The sequence below is a fragment of the Halorubrum sp. GN12_10-3_MGM genome, from assembly GCF_005435235.1.
Taxonomy (GTDB): domain Archaea; phylum Halobacteriota; class Halobacteria; order Halobacteriales; family Haloferacaceae; genus Halorubrum; species Halorubrum ezzemoulense.
Window position 1 is genome coordinate 147,628 of sequence record NZ_SGUB01000004.1, and the last position, 18,300, is coordinate 165,927.

The 18,300-nt window shown below is 69.9% G+C and carries 19 protein-coding genes; 11 read left to right on the forward strand and 8 right to left on the reverse strand.

What is annotated here, in order from left to right; genetic code table 11:
- Nucleotides 1-14: 14 nt before the first annotated feature.
- The 3 genes from EXE47_RS05145 to EXE47_RS05155 form a co-directional block, all read right to left on the reverse strand.
- Nucleotides 15-644 (reverse strand): L-threonylcarbamoyladenylate synthase, encoded by a 630-nt coding sequence (locus EXE47_RS05145; RefSeq protein WP_049931465.1) that lies wholly within the window; start codon nucleotides 642-644, stop codon nucleotides 15-17.
- 101 nt (nucleotides 645-745) lie between these two features.
- Nucleotides 746-1,255 carry a redoxin domain-containing protein gene (locus EXE47_RS05150; protein ID WP_137708074.1) on the reverse strand — a complete coding sequence of 170 codons (510 nt, stop codon included), beginning with the start codon at nucleotides 1,253-1,255 and terminating at the stop codon, nucleotides 746-748.
- 1 nt (nucleotide 1,256) lies between these two features.
- A complete protein-coding gene (locus tag EXE47_RS05155) occupies nucleotides 1,257-1,553 on the reverse strand; it encodes a glutathione S-transferase N-terminal domain-containing protein (protein ID WP_089308014.1) in 297 nt (98 codons plus the stop codon).
- 210 nt (nucleotides 1,554-1,763) lie between these two features.
- Here EXE47_RS05155 and EXE47_RS05160 point away from each other — a divergent pair, with 210 nt between their 5' ends.
- Complete coding sequence (locus tag EXE47_RS05160; RefSeq protein WP_094552624.1) at nucleotides 1,764-3,188, forward strand: hemolysin family protein; 1,425 nt, start codon at nucleotides 1,764-1,766, stop codon at nucleotides 3,186-3,188.
- Between the two features lie 173 nt (nucleotides 3,189-3,361).
- Here EXE47_RS05160 and EXE47_RS05165 read toward each other — a convergent pair whose 3' ends face one another.
- A complete protein-coding gene (locus EXE47_RS05165; protein ID WP_086215909.1) occupies nucleotides 3,362-4,093 on the reverse strand; it encodes a DUF5781 family protein in 732 nt (243 codons plus the stop codon).
- Between the two features lie 164 nt (nucleotides 4,094-4,257).
- Between EXE47_RS05165 and EXE47_RS05170 the strand changes: the two genes are divergently transcribed.
- Nucleotides 4,258-5,316 (forward strand): hypothetical protein, encoded by a 1,059-nt coding sequence (locus tag EXE47_RS05170; RefSeq protein ID WP_137708075.1) that lies wholly within the window; start codon nucleotides 4,258-4,260, stop codon nucleotides 5,314-5,316.
- A 53-nt stretch (nucleotides 5,317-5,369) separates the two neighbouring features.
- On the opposite strand, the gene EXE47_RS05175 is transcribed toward EXE47_RS05170, so the two are convergent.
- Entirely contained in the window at nucleotides 5,370-6,089 is a 720-nt protein-coding gene (locus EXE47_RS05175) for a queuosine precursor transporter (RefSeq protein WP_049931471.1), read from the reverse strand.
- Nucleotides 6,082-6,309 carry a type II toxin-antitoxin system ParD family antitoxin gene (locus tag EXE47_RS05180; protein WP_086215908.1) on the reverse strand — a complete coding sequence of 76 codons (228 nt, stop codon included), beginning with the start codon at nucleotides 6,307-6,309 and terminating at the stop codon, nucleotides 6,082-6,084. Before EXE47_RS05180 ends, EXE47_RS05175 begins: the two co-directional genes overlap by 8 nt.
- A gap of 154 nt (nucleotides 6,310-6,463) precedes the next feature.
- Here EXE47_RS05180 and EXE47_RS05185 point away from each other — a divergent pair, with 154 nt between their 5' ends.
- The 4 genes from EXE47_RS05185 to EXE47_RS05200 all read left to right on the forward strand — a co-directional run bounded on the left by EXE47_RS05185 (nucleotide 6,464) and on the right by EXE47_RS05200 (nucleotide 10,801).
- Complete coding sequence (locus EXE47_RS05185; RefSeq protein WP_049931473.1) at nucleotides 6,464-7,063, forward strand: biotin transporter BioY; 600 nt, start codon at nucleotides 6,464-6,466, stop codon at nucleotides 7,061-7,063.
- Nucleotides 7,064-7,069: 6 nt separating this feature from the next.
- On the forward strand, nucleotides 7,070-7,804 hold the full coding sequence (locus EXE47_RS05190) for an energy-coupling factor ABC transporter ATP-binding protein (protein WP_049931474.1): 735 nt from the start codon (nucleotides 7,070-7,072) through the stop codon (nucleotides 7,802-7,804).
- A complete protein-coding gene (locus EXE47_RS05195; protein ID WP_049931475.1) occupies nucleotides 7,801-8,514 on the forward strand; it encodes an energy-coupling factor transporter transmembrane protein EcfT in 714 nt (237 codons plus the stop codon). Before EXE47_RS05190 ends, EXE47_RS05195 begins: the two co-directional genes overlap by 4 nt.
- Before the next feature lie 124 nt (nucleotides 8,515-8,638).
- Entirely contained in the window at nucleotides 8,639-10,801 is a 2,163-nt protein-coding gene (locus EXE47_RS05200; RefSeq protein ID WP_089308009.1) for a (Fe-S)-binding protein, read from the forward strand.
- A gap of 58 nt (nucleotides 10,802-10,859) precedes the next feature.
- Here EXE47_RS05200 and EXE47_RS05205 read toward each other — a convergent pair whose 3' ends face one another.
- Entirely contained in the window at nucleotides 10,860-11,156 is a 297-nt protein-coding gene (locus EXE47_RS05205; RefSeq protein WP_049931477.1) for a hypothetical protein, read from the reverse strand.
- 225 nt (nucleotides 11,157-11,381) lie between these two features.
- Here EXE47_RS05205 and EXE47_RS05210 point away from each other — a divergent pair, with 225 nt between their 5' ends.
- From EXE47_RS05210 to EXE47_RS05230, 5 genes are all read left to right on the forward strand, one after another.
- A complete protein-coding gene (locus EXE47_RS05210; RefSeq protein WP_089308008.1) occupies nucleotides 11,382-12,374 on the forward strand; it encodes a PstS family phosphate ABC transporter substrate-binding protein in 993 nt (330 codons plus the stop codon).
- A 56-nt stretch (nucleotides 12,375-12,430) separates the two neighbouring features.
- Complete coding sequence (pstC, locus tag EXE47_RS05215; protein WP_089308007.1) at nucleotides 12,431-13,405, forward strand: phosphate ABC transporter permease subunit PstC; 975 nt, start codon at nucleotides 12,431-12,433, stop codon at nucleotides 13,403-13,405.
- Nucleotides 13,405-15,171 (forward strand): phosphate ABC transporter permease PstA, encoded by a 1,767-nt coding sequence (gene pstA, locus EXE47_RS05220; protein WP_137708076.1) that lies wholly within the window; start codon nucleotides 13,405-13,407, stop codon nucleotides 15,169-15,171. The genes pstC and pstA overlap by 1 nt, the downstream gene beginning before the upstream one ends.
- Before the next feature lies 1 nt (nucleotide 15,172).
- Complete coding sequence (gene pstB, locus EXE47_RS05225) at nucleotides 15,173-16,006, forward strand: phosphate ABC transporter ATP-binding protein PstB (protein ID WP_049931481.1); 834 nt, start codon at nucleotides 15,173-15,175, stop codon at nucleotides 16,004-16,006.
- A 155-nt stretch (nucleotides 16,007-16,161) separates the two neighbouring features.
- Entirely contained in the window at nucleotides 16,162-17,214 is a 1,053-nt protein-coding gene (locus tag EXE47_RS05230; protein WP_137708077.1) for a sodium:calcium antiporter, read from the forward strand.
- Nucleotides 17,215-17,266: 52 nt separating this feature from the next.
- On the opposite strand, the gene EXE47_RS05235 is transcribed toward EXE47_RS05230, so the two are convergent.
- Nucleotides 17,267-18,199 carry a VOC family protein gene (locus tag EXE47_RS05235; RefSeq protein WP_049931483.1) on the reverse strand — a complete coding sequence of 311 codons (933 nt, stop codon included), beginning with the start codon at nucleotides 18,197-18,199 and terminating at the stop codon, nucleotides 17,267-17,269.
- Nucleotides 18,200-18,300 lie beyond the last annotated feature (101 nt).

An 18,300-nucleotide genomic window follows, 5' to 3' on the forward strand; every position in this document is an offset into this window, starting at 1 on the left:
TCTCGCCGGCGCTTCTACCCGTCTACCGGCGGGTCCGCCAGCCACGCCTCGATGGCGCCCGCCATCGCCCCGCGGCGGTGGATCGTCCCCGCCTCGGGGTCGACGACCGTGCTCTCGGTGCCGGGCGTCTCGCCGCCGTCGATCACGGCGGCGACCCCGTCGCGGACCCGGTCGTCGAGGTCGCCGAGGTCGGTGACGCTGCCGGTCCCGGAGACGTTGGCGCTCGTCGCCGTGAGGGGACCGGTCTCGGCCATGAGCGCCCGCGCGAGGTCGTGGTCCGGCACGCGGATCCCGACGCGGTCGCGGCCGGCGGTGAGCGCGTCCGGCACGCCGTCGCCGCGCTCGACGACGACGGTCACCGGCCCCGGGAGGAACGCCCGGGCGAACGCCACCGCCCGCTCCGTCGGGCGGGTGTGGCGGAGGGCGTCGTCGACGCTCGCGACGCCGAGCGAGAGCGGATTCGACCGGTCGCGGCCCTTCAGGTCGAAGACGCGCTCGACGGCGTCGGGATCGAGCGCGTCCGCGCCGAGCCCGTACACCGTCTCGGTCGGGTAGACGACGAGGTCGCCGCGGTCGACGGCGGCGGCCGCCGCGCGCAGCTCGTCGGATCGGTCCGGTCCGTCGTCGCTCGTATCGGCGGTCACGTGCGGCTATTCGGTGCCGAGTTGAAAAAGCGTGACGAGTGGACGTTGCCGCCCCCACCGACGCCCGCCGGGAGACGACGCGGCCGCGGAGCGCGAGGGTATCAGTCGACGAGGTTCGCGACCGCGTCGTCGATCGCCTCGGCGTCGGGGAACGCGGGGTGTTCGCCCGCGACCCACGCGTACTCGACGGTTCGGTCGGCGTCGAGGAGGAAGACGGCGGGACGACTCTCCGTGACCCCCGTCATGCCGTCGATGTCGTGCGCGAGGCCGTACTCCTCGATCACGCCCGCGCCCGGGTCAGAGAAGATGCGGACGCCGTCGCCGCGGTCGGCGAGCAGGCGCTTGTGGGCGTACGGCGTCGAGATCGAGACGCCGAGGACGTCGACCTCGTCGCTCCACCTGTGGTCGTCGACCGTGTTGTAGAGGTACGTCCCCTGAAACGCGCCGTCCATCGGGTGGAAGAGGAGGAGCGTCGGCCCGTCGACGACGTCGGCGAGCGAGCGGTCCTCCCAGTACTCGCCGTTCACGAGCGGGCGGGTGAAGTCGGGCGCCGCGTCGCCCTCCTCGACGTGGTCGGTCTCCGGGAGAGAGACGACGTCGAAGTCGGGCATCTCAGGCACCTCCCTCGGCGTCGACCGCGCGGCCGCCGTCGGCCGCCGCGTCGCCGTACGTGCCGCGGAGGTACTCGACGATGTTCGCGCTCTCGGACATCGTCACGCCCGTCTCGCGGTCGACGATCGCCGGGACGCTCCGCGCGCCGGAGACGCGCTTGACGACGTTGCGCTCCGAGTGCATCGGCTCGACGTATCGGGAGCGGTACGCCACGTCGAGTTCGTTCAGCGTCCGGACCACGCGCTCGCAGTACGGACACGCTTGGAGCCGGTACAGGGTGATCTGTGGCTCGGTCATGCCTCGCGATTCGCCCGCGAGACGGGTAATCGTGTCGGCAGCGGCACCCTCGGTGTCGGCGGATCCGAGTCGGCGACGATTCGGGGCACCGCGCGCACCGGTGGGCGCGTTCGGGTGCGCGGCACGGCGACCGTTTCCGCGGCGGTCGGGTCGCTTCCGGGTTAGTCGAAGGGAACGCTTTAATCGCGGGCCGACGGATGACAAACGAACATGGGCTTGTCGTCTAGTGCGCCGGTGGTCGATGTCCTCCAGATACCGATGCCGGGTCAAGAGGTCGTGACCGCCCTCGGTGTCGTTGCGATTATGCTTCTCATCGGGCTCTCGGCGTTCTTTTCCTCGTCCGAGATCGCGATGTTCTCGCTGCAGCAACACCGCATCGATAGCCTCGTCGACGAGGGGGTGACGGGGGCGAAGACGATCCGCGACATGAAACAGAACCCCCACCGCCTGCTGGTGACGATCCTCGTCGGGAACAACATCGTCAACGTGGCGATGACCTCCATCGCCACCGCGCTGTTCGGGATCTACCTCTCGCGGGGGCAGTCGGTGCTGGCGACGACCTTCGGGATCACGACGCTCGTGCTGATCTTCGGCGAGAGCGCACCCAAGTCGTACGCCGTCGAGAACACCGAGTCGTGGGCGCTGCGGATCGCCCGCCCGCTGAAGGCCTCCGAGTACGCCCTCTACCCGCTCGTCGTCCTCTTCGACTACATCGTCAAGGGCGTCAACAGCGTCATCGGCGGCTCGGCGGCCATCGAGTCGACGTACGTCACCCGCGACGAGATCCAGGACATCATCGAGACGGGCGAGCGCGAGGGCGTCATCGAGGAGGAGGAGCGGGAGATGCTCGACCGCATCTTCCGGTTCAACAACACCATCGCCAAGGAGGTGATGACGCCGCGGCTCGACGTCACCGCGGTCGCGAAGGAGGACTCCGTCGAGGAGGCGATCGAGACGTGTATCCAGGCCGACCACGAGCGCGTCCCCGTCTACGAGGGGAACCTCGACAACATCATCGGCGTGGTGACGGTGCGCGATCTGGTCCGCGAACTGCGCTACTCCGAGGGCCAGCCCTCCCTCGAGCGCGTCGTCAAGCCCACGCTCCACGTCCCGGAGTCGAAGAACGCGGACGAGCTGCTCGCGGAGATGCAGGAGAACCGCCTCCAGATGGTGACGGTCATCGACGAGTTCGGCACCACGGAGGGGATCATCACCTTAGAGGACATGGTCGAGGAGATCGTCGGCGAGATCCTCGAGGGCGACGAGGAGGCGCCGGTGGAGTTCGTCGACGACAACGTCGCGGTCGTCCAGGGCGAGGTGAACATCGACGAGGTCAACGAGATCCTCGGGATCGATCTCCCGGAGGGCGAGGAGTTCGAGACGCTCGCGGGCTTCGTGTTCAACCGCGCCGGGCGCCTCGTCGAGGAGGGCGAAGAGATCGAGTTCGACGAGATCCGGATCCGTATCGAGCGCGTCGACAACACCCGCATCATGTCCGCGCGCGTGACGGTCCTCGACGGCGACGCGGGGGCGGCGGACTCGAGCGCCCCGGTCGAGGCCACCGACTTGACCGACGAGAGCGAGGCGGCGGAGACGGACGGCGAGGGCGGGCCCGCTCGGAACGACGCGGAATAGTCGCGGCCTACGACATCTTCGGAGTTCGATGCGATTGTCTGTGGGTAGCTGACCGCGATTGTCAGTACGAACACCAGAAGATCCAGCCGTTCACTTATAAACAGCCATCACCGAAGCGGCGAAGACCACCGCCAAACCTCCTGCCGCACCACAGCCCCACGCCTCCCCGGCTTTCAAACGGCGTACGCGCGGGCGGCCGCGACGAGCGCCTTCCGGTAGTCGCTCTCCGAGGGGTCGTGACCGAGGTCCAGGAACCGTGCTTTGAACGCGTCCACGTCGACGGCGTCGGTGTCGCTGCCGGCCGCGCGCGCGAGGTCGTAGATGCGGTGGTCGGGACCAGCGATGTCGTGTCGCTCCACGAGGGCGAGCGCGAATGCGGCGTTGACGGCGGTGATCTCCGGGTCGGCGCCCGCCGTCACCGGCGGTGAACCGGTACGAGACACGTCGGGGCGGTCCGCGACCGCGGCCGCCAGCGTCGATTCGAGGAAGCCGAGGAGCTTGTTCGCGGGCGCCACCGAGAGCGTGATGTCGTCGGCGTAGATGTCTTTCATGTGGTTCGCGATCTGGTAGCAGTGCGCGAGCTTGCGGCGCTCGACCTTCTCACCGGAGAGACCGAGGTACAACGCCTCCTCCGTGGACTGAAGGTGCGAGGGGTGTCCCTCCTCGTACCGGGCCATGTGCGCGAGCTCGTGGATCGCCAGTTCGCGCGCCATCGCGCTCGTGGCGGCCCGCCGGGAGACGTTCAGGACGTGGTGGTCGTCGTAGTGGCCGGCCCACGTCCGCTCGTCGGGGTCCTCGCGGACCACGACGCGGACCGGCGCCTCCACGGAGCGCTCGGTTTCGAAGAGGTCCGCGGCGCCGAGAAACGGGTCGGGAGGAACGTCCCCCTGAACGCGAAGATCCATGCGTACAGTTCACACGGGTGGCGGCGGTAAGTCTCTTGCGCTCGCGGACCCGGTTCGCGGCGCGCCGGCGCCCGGTTCCGACGACGACTCTCGCCCTCCCTAGGCGACTCGTTCCTCTCGGCGACCGGCGTACGCTTTTGAGCCCTCCCGACGAACGTCGAACCATGCGCGTCTACGCGGCGTACGACGACGGGCTCCGGATCGTCGACCCCGCGACCGGCGCGGTCGAGACTCGCCTCTCCGGCCAGCGCGTCGACTGTCTCTCCGTCGCGGACCCCGGCGACGGCGCGGCGGGAGCCGGAACCCGCGGTCCGCGCGTCCTCGCCGGGACCTTCGACGCGGGGCTGTTCCGCTCCGTCGACGGCGGCGAGCGGTTCGCGGGCGCGGCCGCGTCGATGCTCGGTCCCGAGGGGTCCGGCCCGGACGCGGTCACCGCGGTCGCGACGAGCCCGCACGACCCCTCGGTCGTCTGGATCGGCACGGAGCCCTCGCGCGCGTACCGCTCCGTCGACGGCGGCGAGACGGCGGCACTGGTCGGCGGGCTGACCGACCTGCCCTCGGCGTCCGAGTGGTCGTTCCCGCCGCGACCCGACACGCACCACGTCCGGTGGATCGAACCCTGTCCCGCCGATCCGGACCGCTGGCTCCTCGGGATCGAGGCGGGTGCGCTCGCCGTGACGGCCGACGGCGGCGCGACGTGGACCGACCGCCCGCCGGGGTCGCGCCGCGACACCCACGCGATGGCGACGCACCCGGACGCCCCCGACCGCGTCTACGCCGCCGCCGGCGACGGCTTCGCCGAGAGCGACGACCGCGGCGACTCGTGGCGCGTCCGCGACGCCGGCCTCGACCACGGCTACGTCTGGGGGCTCGCGGTCGACCCCGGGGACCCGGACACCGCCGTGGTCAGCGCGGCCCGGGGCGCGACGGCCGCCCACCGCCGCGGCGAGGCGCACCTGTACCGCTACCGTCGCGGCGGGGAAGAGGAGGACGAGGGGACGGGGGCGACGGGCGACGCGGGCGCGTTCGAGCGCCTCGACGACCGCGGCGTTCCGACCGGGGAGGGGACGTATCGAGCGGTCCTCGCGGCCGGGCGGTCCGGCGGCGAGATCTGGGCGCTCTCGAACCGCGGGCTCTTCGTGACCCGCGACGCCGGCGACTCCTTCGAGCAGGTCCCGGTCGATCTCCCCGACCGCCCGGCGCGGGCGCTGGCGGTCGCTTGAGCAGCGAGCGAGGCGAAAAGCGACGAAACGCGGTCGAACGCCGTCGAAAGCAGTCAGTCACGGACCGCGCCGACGATCAGGTAGACGACCGGCGTGTCGAGGACGGCGATCGCGAGCTTCAGCAGGTACTGACCCAGTCCGAGCGCGAGCAGCGCCGGCGGGTCGAACACCGGCCCGACCCCGAGCAAGAGCGGGGCGGCGTAGAAGGCGACGCCGACGAAGATGGCGGTGTCTATCGCTTGGCTCGTGGCGGTCGAGCCGATGTTGCGGAGCCACAGCATTCCCTCGCCCGTGCGGTCGCGGATCGCGTGGAACACGAACACGTCCCAGTTCTGGCTCACGACGTACGCCAGCAGGCTGCCCGCGACGATGTTCGCCGCCGGTCCGAGCGCCGCCTGGAAGGCGGCGGACACCTCGGGGTCGACACCGGGCGCCGCGAGCGTCGACCACACCAGCGCTAACACGAGGAAGTTCGCGAGGAACGCGACGTTGACGACCACCTGCGTCGCGCGCCGGCCGTACAGCTCCGCGTAGCAGTCGGAGGCGAGGAACGTGAGCGCGTACGCGAGCGCGGCGCCGGGCAGCAGGATCTCCGCGCCGACCACCGGCAGCGCGAACGGGAGCGGCAGCGCGAGCACCTTCGCTGCGGTGAGCTGCGCGGTCCCGAGCGCGACCGTGAACAGCGTGATAAGCGCCACCGCCGCGACCGCCGTCCGGTCCAGCGGGTCGGTCCGGAAGGGCCCGTTCCCGCCGGCCGCCGTCCGACTACTCATCGGTCTCCCCCGTTGACTCGCTCCTCTCCAACCCCGCCGCCGTCGCCGGGTCGTCGTCGAGCCGGTCGTGGCGGGCGTCGATCTCGTCGAGCAGGTCGAGGGTCTTCCGGATCGACGCGCGCACCGCGTCGCTGCGGTTCACGAACTTCCCGTCGTCGCCCACGTGGTCGTCGAGGTCGGCAAGCAGCTCCGCCGGGATCTCGACGCTTATCTTCGGCATACTCGCGTCGTGGACGCCGGGTAGGGATGAACGTTATTATCCGGAGATTATCGAGAGAGTCCCGAAGTGCTCGACTCGACGTCCGGCTGCGCTGCCCGCCCGCCCAGAGCTCGTAAACCGCTACGTTGAAGTGGGTTTACGAGTCCGTTGAGTCATGGCAACGAACACGGAGTCCGTCGATCTCGTCGGCGACGAGGCGGCGACGAACCTCGCTCGCGCCGCGCTGTTCGCGGCGCTCGTCGGGGCGTTCGCGTACGTCTCCTTCCCGAACCCGCTCTCGGCAGGGGTACCGATCACGCTCCAAGTCCTCGGCGTGTTCCTCGCGGGGATCATGCTCGGCCCGGTGTGGGGGTCGCTCTCGATGGTCCTGTACCTCGCCGCCGGCGCGGTCGGCGCGCCGGTCTTCTCCGGCGGCACCGCGGGGATCAGCTACCTGATCGCCAGCCCGACGCTCGGGTTCCTCTGGTCGTACCCCTTCGCCGCGGGAGTGATCGGGCTCGTCGCCCACCGCGGGACGAGCCTCTCCGAGGTCGACGCGGTCCCGACGCCGGTCCTCGTGGGAGCGATGGTCGCCGGGACCGCGATCATCTACGGGTTCGGCACGGTTGGCTTCGCGGTGATACAGTACGACCCGTGGTACGCGTCGCTGTGGCAGGCGTTCCTCGTCTCTTCGCTCGCCTTCGTCCCCGTCGAGGCGGTCAAGATTGCCGCCGCCGTCGGCATCGTCAAGAACGACGCGATCGCGGCTGCCTGACCCGGCGTGATCGCCGTCAGCGACCTCACGCACGCGTTCGACGGGGCGGTCGCGCTCGACTCGGTCTCGCTCTCCGTCGACGACGGCGAGTTCCTCCTCGTCACCGGCCCGAACGGCTCTGGCAAGACGACGCTCGTCCGTCACTTCAACGGCCTGCTCTCGCCCACCGAGGGAGAGGTCCGGGTCAACGGCGTCCCGGCCGAGGCGGACCTCGTCGCGGCGCGGACGGCGGTCGGGATGGTGTTCCAACGCCCGGCGGACAGCTTCGTCGCCGCGACGATCGCGGCCGACGTGGCGTTCGGCCCCGAGAACCTCGGTCTGTCCCACGACGAGATCGACCGACGCGTGGCGACCGCCCTCGACGCGGTCAACCTCGCCGGGCGGGGCGACGAGCGGATCGACGCGCTCTCCGGCGGCGAGAAGGCCCGTGTCGCGGTCGCCGGCGCGCTGGCGATGGAGCCGGACCACCTCGTCCTCGACGAGCCGTTCTCGGGGCTCGACGAGCCCGCCCGTCGCTCGCTGCTGTCTCACCTCGCGTCGCTCTCGGCCGACGGAACGGGGATCGTCGTCGTCACTCACGACCTGCGCGGCCTGATCGACCGGTGTGACCGGGTGATCGCGCTCGCCGACGGGTCGATCGCGTTGGACGCCCCGCCCGAGGCGGCGCGCGCCGAACTCCCCGCGCTCGACGTCCACGTCCCGGCGAGCGAGCGCCTCGAGGGCGAGTCCGACACGCGATGATCGGCTACGTCCCCGGCTCGACTGTCGCGCACCGGCTCGACCCCCGGGCGAAGATCGCCGTTCAGGTCGCGTTCGCCGCCGCGGCGTTCGCGTACACGACCCCCCGCGGGCTCGCCGTCCTGTCCGTCCTCGCGCTCGCGGTCGCCCGGCTCGCGTCGCTGTCGCTCGCCGGCGTCGTCCGCTCGTTCAGGGTCATCCTCCCCTTCCTCGTCGCCGCGCCGCTCGTCGCGACGATCGAGCTGTCTCCGCCGGCGATAGACCCGGGAGCGGCCGTCTACCCGGCGCTGTCGAGCTACCGCGTGCTGCTCGTCGTCGTCGTCAGCGCGGCGTACGTCCGTACCACGACGGTCCGGGAGTCGCGCGCGGCGATCCAGCGGACCGTCCCGGGTCGCCCCGGCGTGTTCCTCGGCGTCGGCGTCTCGCTCGTCTTCCGGTTCCTCCCGGTTCTCCGGCGGGAGATCACGGCGGTCAGGGAGGCGTCGGCGGCCCGGCTCGGCACCGAACGCCCGCTCGTCGACCGGATCGAGCGCGTCGCCGTCGCGGGCGCGACCCGGACGCTGGGGCGCGCGGACCGCCTCTCCACGGCGCTCTCGGCCCGCTGTTTCGCGTGGAACCCGACGCTGCCGCGGCTGACGCTCACCCGGATCGACGCGCCAGCGCTGGCGCTCGCGGGAGCGCTGCTGGCGGCGGCGCTGTTTCGGGCCGTCTGAGCCGTCGTCGCTTGCGCGGACCGGGATCTCCCCCGCGGCGGGAGCCCTTCGATTCGCGCGAACGCCGCGCGGCGGCCGCTGCGCTGTGGCAAGTTTTAACCCGGCCGTATCCCGGTGATCGATCATGACTCCCTTACAGGCGGCCACCCGCGAAACCTTCTGGACCATCGGTCCGGTGGGGAAGGCCGCGTTCTACTGGCTCGCCGTCGTCGCGATCCTCGTCTTCCTATACGGCGTGTACGCGCGGTTCGCGGCGTACGCGCGCGGGAGCGAAGACCCGCGAGACCGGCTGTCGGACCTCCCCGGACGGGTGATCGGGGCGACGAAGACCGTCCTCGCGAACGAGAACCAGTTCGACGGGGACCTCTACACCGGCGTGATGCACACGTTCGTGCTGTGGGGGTTCCTCGTCCTGCTCGTCGCGACGACCATCCTCGGGATCGACATCGACCTCTACCGTCCGCTCACGGGCGAGTCCTTCTGGGTCGGCGACTTCTACCTCGCGTACCAGTTCGCCGTCGACGCGTTCGGCCTGCTGTTCGTCGTCGGCGTCGGCATGGCCGCGTACCGCCGCTACCGGCAGCGCGAGGGGCGGCTCTGGGGAAAACACACCTCCTTCGAGGACGACGCGTTCGTGTGGACGCTGTTCCTGCTCGGCGTCGGCGGCTTCGTCGTCGAGGGCGTGAGCATGGTCGGCCAGCCGGGGCGGGCGACCGAGACGGTGAGCTTCGTCGGGATGGCGCTCGCGACCGGGCTGGAGTCGGCCGGGCTCACGGCCGCGGGCGCCGAGGCGATATACGGCGTACTCTGGTGGAGCCACTCGCTGCTGGCGTTCGCGTTCGTGGCGTGGATCCCCTACGCAAAGCCGTTCCACATGATCTCGTCGTTCGCCAACGTCGTCGCCCGCGACGAGAAGGCGGGCGCGCGGCTCCCGAACGTCCCCGCGGACCTCGACCACACGAACGCGGAGTCGCTCGACGACTTCACGTGGAAGGAGCTGATGGACGGCGACGCCTGTACGAAGTGCGGCCGGTGTACCGACGCCTGCCCCGCCGACACGGTCGGGCGCAATCTCGACCCGCGGAACGTCATCCTCGATCTGAAGTCGTACCGCGAGTCGGTGAGCGACGACCCGGTGGCCGGCTCGGGCGGCGGAGGCGGTCCCGCGGCGACCGACGGCGGCACGGTCCCCATCGTCGCCGACGAGGGCGGCGTCATCGACGCCGAGTCGATGGAGTCCTGTATGTCCTGTATGGCGTGTATGGACGCCTGCCCGGTCGACATCGAGCACCTCACCTCCTTCACGAAAATGAACCGCCAGCTCGTCGACGAGGGGGCGGTCGACTCGAACCTCCAAGACGTGTTCCAAGACGTGATGCAGAAGGGGAACACCTTCGGCGACTCCCAGGCGACCCGCGGCGACTGGGCCGACGACCTCGACGGCGTCGAGGTCCCGGACGCCCGCGAGACCGAGGTGGAGTACCTCTGGTACGTCGGCGACTACCCGAGCTTCGACGACCGGAACAAGAAGGTCGCGCGTGCGCTCGCCCGCCTCTTCGACGAGGCGGACGTGTCGTTCGGCATCCTCTTTGACGACGAGAAGACGGACGGCAACGACATCCGCCGGATCGGCGAGGAGTTCCTCTACCTCGAACTCGCCGGCCACCACGTCGAGACGTTCGCCGACTGCGAGTTCGAGAACATCGTCTGTACCGATCCGCACTCCTACAACACGATCAAAAACGAGTACCCCGAGGTCGACTTCGCGGAGTTCGCGGACGACCCGATGATGCCGTTCGAGCGCGAGGAGCCGTGGAACGCTGACGGCGCGGTCGACGTGTTCCACTGGACGCAGGTGGTCGAGGAGCTGGTCGAGGCGGGCCGGCTCGGCCTCTCGGGCGACGAGCTGGACTACACCGTCACCTACCACGACCCATGTCACCTCGGCCGGTACAACGACGAGTACGAGGCGCCCCGCGAGCTCATCCGGGCGACCGGCGCCGATCTCCACGAGATGCCCCGGTCGCGGGACGACTCGTTCTGCTGCGGCGGCGGCGGCGGCGGACTCTGGACCGAACACGAGGAGGAAGTCAAGCCGAGCGAGGAGCGGCTCCGTGAGGCCGTCGAGGACACCGACGCGGGGGCGTCGATCGAGAAGTTCGTCGTGGCCTGTCCGATGTGTACGACGATGTTCGAGGACGGGCGGAAGACGGGGGACTTCGAGGACCAGATCGAGATCGTCGACGTGGCGGAGCTGCTGATCGAGGCGGTGGAGGTCGGATCGTAGCGTGGGGACTCGGTCCGTCGGAGCCGCCGGACCGAGACGCTCGCCGCGACCGCCGTCCCTACGCTCGCCGCGACCGCCGGTCCGTCGCCTCGTCCGTGCGCCGCAACAGCGCTCGCCCGGGGGCGCGGTCGCGGACCGGCGCGTCGCCGAGGTAGTCGACGAGCGCGTCGCGGAGCAGGGCGACGCCCTCGTCGTCGAGCGCCGCGCCCCGCTCTAACGACTCGATCGGGCGGTGGTACGGTGCCTCGTCGTCGGTCGCGCTCCGCGCGGCGTCGAGCAGTGCGGCGTGAGCCACCCACGCCTCCTCCCGGGAGGTCGTCGGCGCCGGCGGCCCGTCGGTCGTGGGAGGCGTCATTCGTCCGGGTTCTCCCGGTACGAGGACTTAAAACCACGTCCCGGTTTCGCCCCGATCCGGCGCCGAGGAGCCGCGCGCCGCCGTCTCTCCCCGCCGACCGTCGCTCTTCGGGAGTATATACTACTATATAGAATATGTGGAAGCATATAGCCGTACTGGGGAGTATGCGACACCACGTACCGTTCATAGCATACTACTTAACCGGAACTCGTCCACCCACACGTAATGGAGTCCAGTCACGACGCGGACGCAACGGGAATCACGCGGCGGAAATCGCTCGCGGCGATCGCCGGCGCCGGGGCGCTCGGTCTCGCCGGCTGTACGCAGAGCGGAGACGGCGGCTCGAGCGGCGACGAGCTCTCCGGTCCGATCAACATCGCCGGTTCAAGCACGGTGTTCCCGCTGATGAGCGCGGTCATGGAGGACTTCGCCGAGCAGCACCCCGGCGTCGACCCCGACATCAGCTCGACGGGGTCCGGCGGCGGATTCTCGAACTTCTTCTGTACGGGCGACACCGACTTCAACAACGCGAGCCGCCCGATCCAGCCCGAGGAGGAGGAGCTATGCGAGGAGAACGGCGTCGAGTACGTCGAGCTGATCGCGGCGACCGACGCGCTCACGGTCGTCGTCAACCCCGACGCCGACTGGATCGACTCGCTCACGACCGAGGAGCTCGCCCAGATCTGGAAGTCCGACCCCGTCCAGACGTGGGACGAGGTCCGCGACGAGTTCCCGAACGAGGAGATAAACCGCTTCGGCGCCGCCGACACCTCCGGCACGTACGACTACTTCATCGAGGCGATCCTCGAAGAGGAGGGCCACACCAGCGACTATCAGGCGACTGAGCAGGACAACACGATCGCCCAGGGCGTCTCCGGCGACCCGTACGCGATCGGCTACTTCGGCTTCGCGTACTACTTCCAGAACCCCGACCAGCTGAAGGCCCTCGGCATCGACGACGGCGACGGGCCGGTCGAGCCGAGCCTCGAAACTGCCTCGTCGGGCGAGTACACGCCGCTCTCGCGGCCCCTCTTCACCTACCCGTCGATCGAGTCGCTCGGCGAGGAGCACATCGCCGAGTTCGCCCGCTACTTCGTCGAACAGACGACGAACGAGGAGCTCGTCGCCAACGATGTCGGCTACGTGCCCGCCACCGAGGAGACGCAGGAGGAACAGATGCAGACGCTCGAAGACGCGATCGAGCAGGCGCAGGGCTGAGCCGGCGCGATGAACCGGTGTATTGATTTACGACAGCGTTCGATACCCCACCGTTCGTGACTGACAGCACAGAGAGTCCCGACCTGTCGCGGCGGGGCGGGCTCACACGACTGAAAGAGGGAACCTACGGCGGCCTGTTCGCGGCGTGTGCGGCGATAACCCTGCTCACCACGGCCGCAATCTTTGTCACGCTCCTGTCGGACGCGGTGGTGTTCTTCCGCTCGATCTCGATCGCCGAGTTCCTCACCGGCACCAACTGGAGCCCGAACCCGGCCGGCGGCGGGCAGGCGTTCGGCATCATCCCGCTTCTCATCGGGACGATCACGGTGACGATCACCGCGGCGTTCATCTCGATCCCGATCGGGACGCTCACGGCAATCTACCTCAGCGAGTACGCAACCCCGAACGCCCGGTCGATCCTGAAACCGCTGTTGGAGATCCTCGCGGGGATCCCGACGGTCGTGTACGGGTACTTCGCGCTCGTGTACGTCACTCCGGCGCTGAAGGCGACGCTGTTCCCGGAGATGAGCACGTTCAACGCCCTGTCCGCGTCGATCATGGTCGGGATCATGACGATCCCGATGGTGTCGTCGATCTCCGAGGACGCCATGAGCGCCGTGCCCGACGAGCTGCGGCAGGCCGGCTACGGGCTCGGCGCGACCAAGTTCGAGGTGTCGACCGGCATCGTCGTCCCGGCGTCGATCTCCGGGATCGCCTCCTCGTACATCCTCGCCGTCTCCCGCGCTATCGGCGAGACGATGATCGTCGTCGTCGCCATGGGCGCGCAGGCGCGGATGCCCGCGGTCCGGGAGGCGCTCTTCGGTATCCCCTTCGTCAACCCGGCCGACGTGCTCTTGGAGTCCGGGATGACCATCACCGTCGCGATGGTCCAGATCACCGGCGGCGACCTCACCGGCGGGACGCTCCCGTACAACTCCATGTTCGCGCTCGGCCTCGCGCTGTTCGCGGTAACGCTCGTCATGAACGTGATCAGTGATATCATCGCGCAACGCTACCGGGAGGAGTACTGATGGCGACCGACAACGCGAACGCGAACGGCTTCGGCGAGGTCAGTCGAGTCCGGGGAATCGTCTTCGAGTACCTGTCCCTGGGCGCGAGCGTGTTCGGCCTCGTCGCGCTCGGCGTGCTCCTCGTGTACGTCGCCATCGACGCCTTCGATCTCGCGAACGCGAGCCCGGAGTGGCTGCTGACGTACTTCCTCACGCTCGTCGTCCCGTTCCTCGCGTTCTGCCTGTACAGCGCGAGCGACCCGACCGTGACCCGACGCGCGCTCGGCGCGCTCGGCGGCGGCCTCGTCGCCGTCGCCGCGCTGTTCACCGCCATCGAGGCGCTCGTCGTGCCGATTCCGCGGCTCAACTGGCAGCTCGCGTACCTCTTCGTCGTCGCGGCCCCGGTCACCGCGTACCTCGCGTACGTCGGCAGCGGCGGCCGCGTCGGCGCGGTCGGCTTCGGACTCCTCGGGCGGCTGGTCGGCGGAGCCGCCGTCGGGCTCGCGGTCGGCACGCTGTTCCTCGTGTTCGACCCGCTGCTGTGGTTCCTCGCGTACACGCTCGGGGTCCTCCCGGCCGTCGGGCTGTACGCGTTCGGGCGGCGACGGTCGACGCCCCGAGCGCGGACCGCGGCGGCGCCGGTCGGCCTCGGCGGACTGGTCGCCGCGGTGTTCCTCCGCGAGGTGATCCCGACGTACCCGTCGGACCTGATCATCTACCTCTGGACGGTCGCCGTCCCGGTCGCGGTCGCGGGGGCGCTCCTCGTCGCCGACCGCCGGGGGCGCGTCGCCGCGGCCGCCGTCGGCGGCGTCCCGCTCGCCGCCGCGACTGCCGGGGGGTTCCTGGCGCCCGGCGCCGGGCTGCCCTCCCCGACGGTCCTCCTCGTGCTCGTCTCGACCGGCGTGCCGACCGCGGTGTACGTCTCTCGCGTCGTCGACGCCGGCGAGGGTCTCGCCGGCCTCGGGCTCCCGCTGCTCCTCGCCGCGGGCGCGGTCCTGGGCGCGCTGATCGTCGGAGCACTTGGCTTCCCGGCCCCCAACCCGTGGCTCGACGGGTCGTTCCTCACGGCGGCACCCTCTCGGACGCCGTCGGACGCCGGACTCTATCCGGCCATCGTCGGGTCCGTCATCATCATCGCGCTGGTCGCCGTGCTGTCGTTCGCGCTCGGGGTCGGCACCTCCGTCTTCCTGGAGGAATACACGCCGGGGACCGGGCCGCTCGGGACGCTGACGCGGATCCTCCAGGTCAATATCGCGAACCTCGCGGCGGTGCCGTCGGTCGTCTACGGGCTCCTCGGGCTGGGACTGTTCGCGAACCTCCTCGGGCTCGGCATCGGGACGGCGGTGACCGCGGCGCTGACGCTGTCGCTGCTCATCCTCCCGATCACGATCATCTCCGCGCAGGAGGCGATCCGGTCGGTGCCGGACGACCTCCGGCGCGGCTCCGACGCCATGGGCGCGACGCGCTGGCAGACGACGAAGAACGTGGTGCTGCCCGAGGCGATGCCGGGCATCCTCACCGGGACGATCCTCGCGCTCGGCCGCGCGATCGGCGAGACGGCGCCGCTGATCATGATCGGCGCGGCGACGACCGTGTTCAGGGCGCCGGACAGCTTGTTCAGTCGGTTCAGCGCCATGCCGATGCAGATCTACACGTGGGCCGGCTTCCCGCAGGCCGACTTCCGTTACGGCGTCGTCGCCGCAGGCGTTATCACGCTACTTCTCATCCTCGTCGGCATGAACGGGACGGCGATTCTGCTGCGGAACCGCGCGGAACGGGGGAGCTAACATGAGTAACACCACATCAGACGACTCGCTCATCACGACGGAGGTACAGGCGGACTCGAACGACGACAGCGCGGCGCCCGCCGCGGGCACCGCGGTGGCGGCGCGGAACCTGAACGTCTACTACGGCGACGAGCAGGCCATCGACGACGTGACGATGGAGATCCCCGAAGAGCGCGTCACCGCGCTCATCGGCCCCTCGGGCTGCGGGAAGTCGACGTTCCTCCGGTGTATTAACCGGATGAACGACATGATCGAGATCTGCCGCGTCGAGGGGGACGTGGAGTTCGGCGGCAAAAACGTGTACGACGCCGACGTCGACCCCGTCGCCCTGCGCCGGAAGATCGGGATGGTGTTCCAGAAGCCGAACCCGTTCCCGAAGTCGATCCGCGACAACGTCGCGTACGGGCTGAAGATCCAGGGGTTCGACGGCGACATCGACGAGCGCGTCGAGGAGTCGCTGAAGGGCGCCGCGCTGTGGGACGAGGTGAAAGACCAGCTGGACTCCTCGGGCCTCGAACTCTCCGGCGGGCAACAGCAGCGCCTCTGTATCGCCCGGGCCATCGCACCCGACCCGGAGGTCATCCTGATGGACGAGCCGACCTCCGCGTTGGACCCCGTCGCGGCCTCGAAGATAGAGGACCTGATCGACGACCTCGCGGAGGAGTACACGGTCATCATCGTCACGCACAACATGCAGCAGGCGGCCCGAATCTCCGACCGGACGGCCGTGTTCCTCACCGGCGGCGAGCTGGTCGAGTACGACGACACGGCGAAGATCTTCGAGGACCCCGAAGCGCAGCGCGTCGAGGACTACATCACGGGCAAGTTCGGATAACGTTCCTCGAAATTCGCCCGGGGATCCGGAACGGCCGCCGACGCGGTGCGGTCGCCGCGCGCGGCGGGCGCCGTCCGGCGGACTGACGCACCGACGGCCGGACCACCCGAGCGCTTCCGGAATCACTAATCGGCTCCGTGCGTACCGATCGCACGGTGACGATACTCTACGAGCTCATCGGCGACCAGCCGCTCGCCGTCTGGATCGCGCTCGGCGTGATCGGGTTCCTCCTGACGTGGAAGGGCGCGAACGTCGTCGAGTCCACGACCTCGAAGGTCAGCGACCACTTTGGCGTCTCGCAGGCGGTACAGGGCGGGCTGATCGTCGCGGCCGCCACGTCGTTCCCCGAGCTCGCGATCATCGTGATCTCCGTCTTGGTCCTCGGCGAGTTCGGCGTCGGCGCCGGGGCGCTCATCGGTACGGCGGTGTTCAACATCTTGGTCATCCCGGCCGCGGTCGCCATCACGAGCGGCGACACGGCGACGACGCAGGGGATCGTCTACCGCGACGCCATCTTCTACACCGTCGCGGTCCTCGCCCTCTTCGGCGTGATCGCCTTGGGCGTCCTCGGGACCGACGGGCGGGAGCTCGCCCGGATCTCCCCGCAGATGGGCGTCGGGCTGTTGGTACTGTACGGCGTGTACGTCATCCTGCTCGTCGGCGGCAAGAGCGGCGCGTCGGACCGGAAACGGGCCGAGTCGACGAACGTCCCGAAGCAGCTCGGCCTGTTCGCGGGCGGGCTGGCCGTCGTGCTCGTCGGCGTCGAGTCGATGATCGGCATGACGCTTCAGGTCGCCGACGCGCTCGGCGCGCCGCCGTTCCTGATCTCCGTGACCGTGCTCTCGGTGATGAGCTCGTTCCCGGACCTCCTCGTCGGCGTGAAGATGGGGCAGGCGGGCGACAAGCGGGCGGCGGTCGCGAACGTCTTCGGGACGAACACGTTCAACCTCGTCGCGGCGCTGCCGATCGGCGTCATCCTCGCCGGCGGGGTGTCGATCGGCTTCCTCACCTCCGTCCCGCTGCTTTTGTTCCTGTTTTACACGACGCTCGTCGTCGTGGTGCTGTCCGCGACGGACTTCGAGATATCGACCGAGGAGGGGTACGTCTTCCTCGCGATGTACGCGGTGTTCCTCGGGTGGATGACGACCGAGGCGCTCGGGGTCACCGCCTTCCTGACCGAGTCGACGCTCCGGACGATCGTCGGGTGAGCGGTTCGTGAGCCGGTCCGAGGCCGGCCACTGAGCGGACCCGCGGGACCGACTACTCAGTCAGAACGCGGACCTCGATGCCGTCGGTGTCGGTGACTACGATCCCGTCGTCGCGCTCGGCGACCGCAAACTCGGCGTCGCCCTCGGCCGCGACCGCGTCGAGCCGCGTTCGGACCGCGTCCAGCGCGGCCACGTCCGGAACGACCACCTCGAACCACGCCAGCCCGCGCCCGCCGGCCGGCGTCGTCCGCCCTCGCCACGTGTTCGCGCCGAGGTGGTGGTGGTAGCCGCCGGCCGCGACGAACCGGACGTCAGGGCCGCTCATCCCCGTCGCGAAGCCGAGTCCGTCGACGTACACCGCCTCGAACGCCGACAGCGAGGTCACTTCGAGGTGTACGTGACCCAGATCGGTGTCGGCGGGAGCGCGATCGACGAGGGCGGCGGAGCCGACTCCGCCGCCGTCGCTCCCGTCGCCGGCGGCCTCGGCGACTCCTTCGATATCGAGCGGTTCGGTCGCCATCCGCGCCGTTCCGCTCCCGGTGCGGGGCCACTCCTCCCGCGGCCGATCGCGGTATATCTCTACCCCGTTTCCCTCCGGGTCGTCGAGGTACAGCGCCTCGCTGACGAGGTGGTCGGAGGCGCCGTCGAGGCGCCACCCCTCCCGGACGCGCGCCAGCGCCTCGCCGAGCGCGGCCCGCGAGGGAACACGAAACGCGGTGTGGAAGAGCCCGGCGTCGCTCCGCTCTCGGTCCGGCGCGTCGGCGTCGCGTTCCAACACGAGCAGCGGGGCCCCTCCCGCCCCGAGCGTCGCGCGCCCGTCGTTGCGGTCGAGGACGGAGAGCCCGACCACGTCGCGGTAGAACGCGACCGCCTCGTCGAGGTCGGCGACCCGGAGCGCCCCGCGGCCGATCCGCGTTTCGGGCGGAAGGCCGCCTCCGCGGTCGCTCGCGGCGGTAGCGGAATCGCCGTCGTTGGTGTCGGTCACGAGACGATCTACGGTCGTCCGCGCGTTCAACGCGTCGGTGGCGGATCCGGATCGGAGGGGGTCCCCCGCTCGGACCTTCCCTATCTTCCGTTAGAATCAAG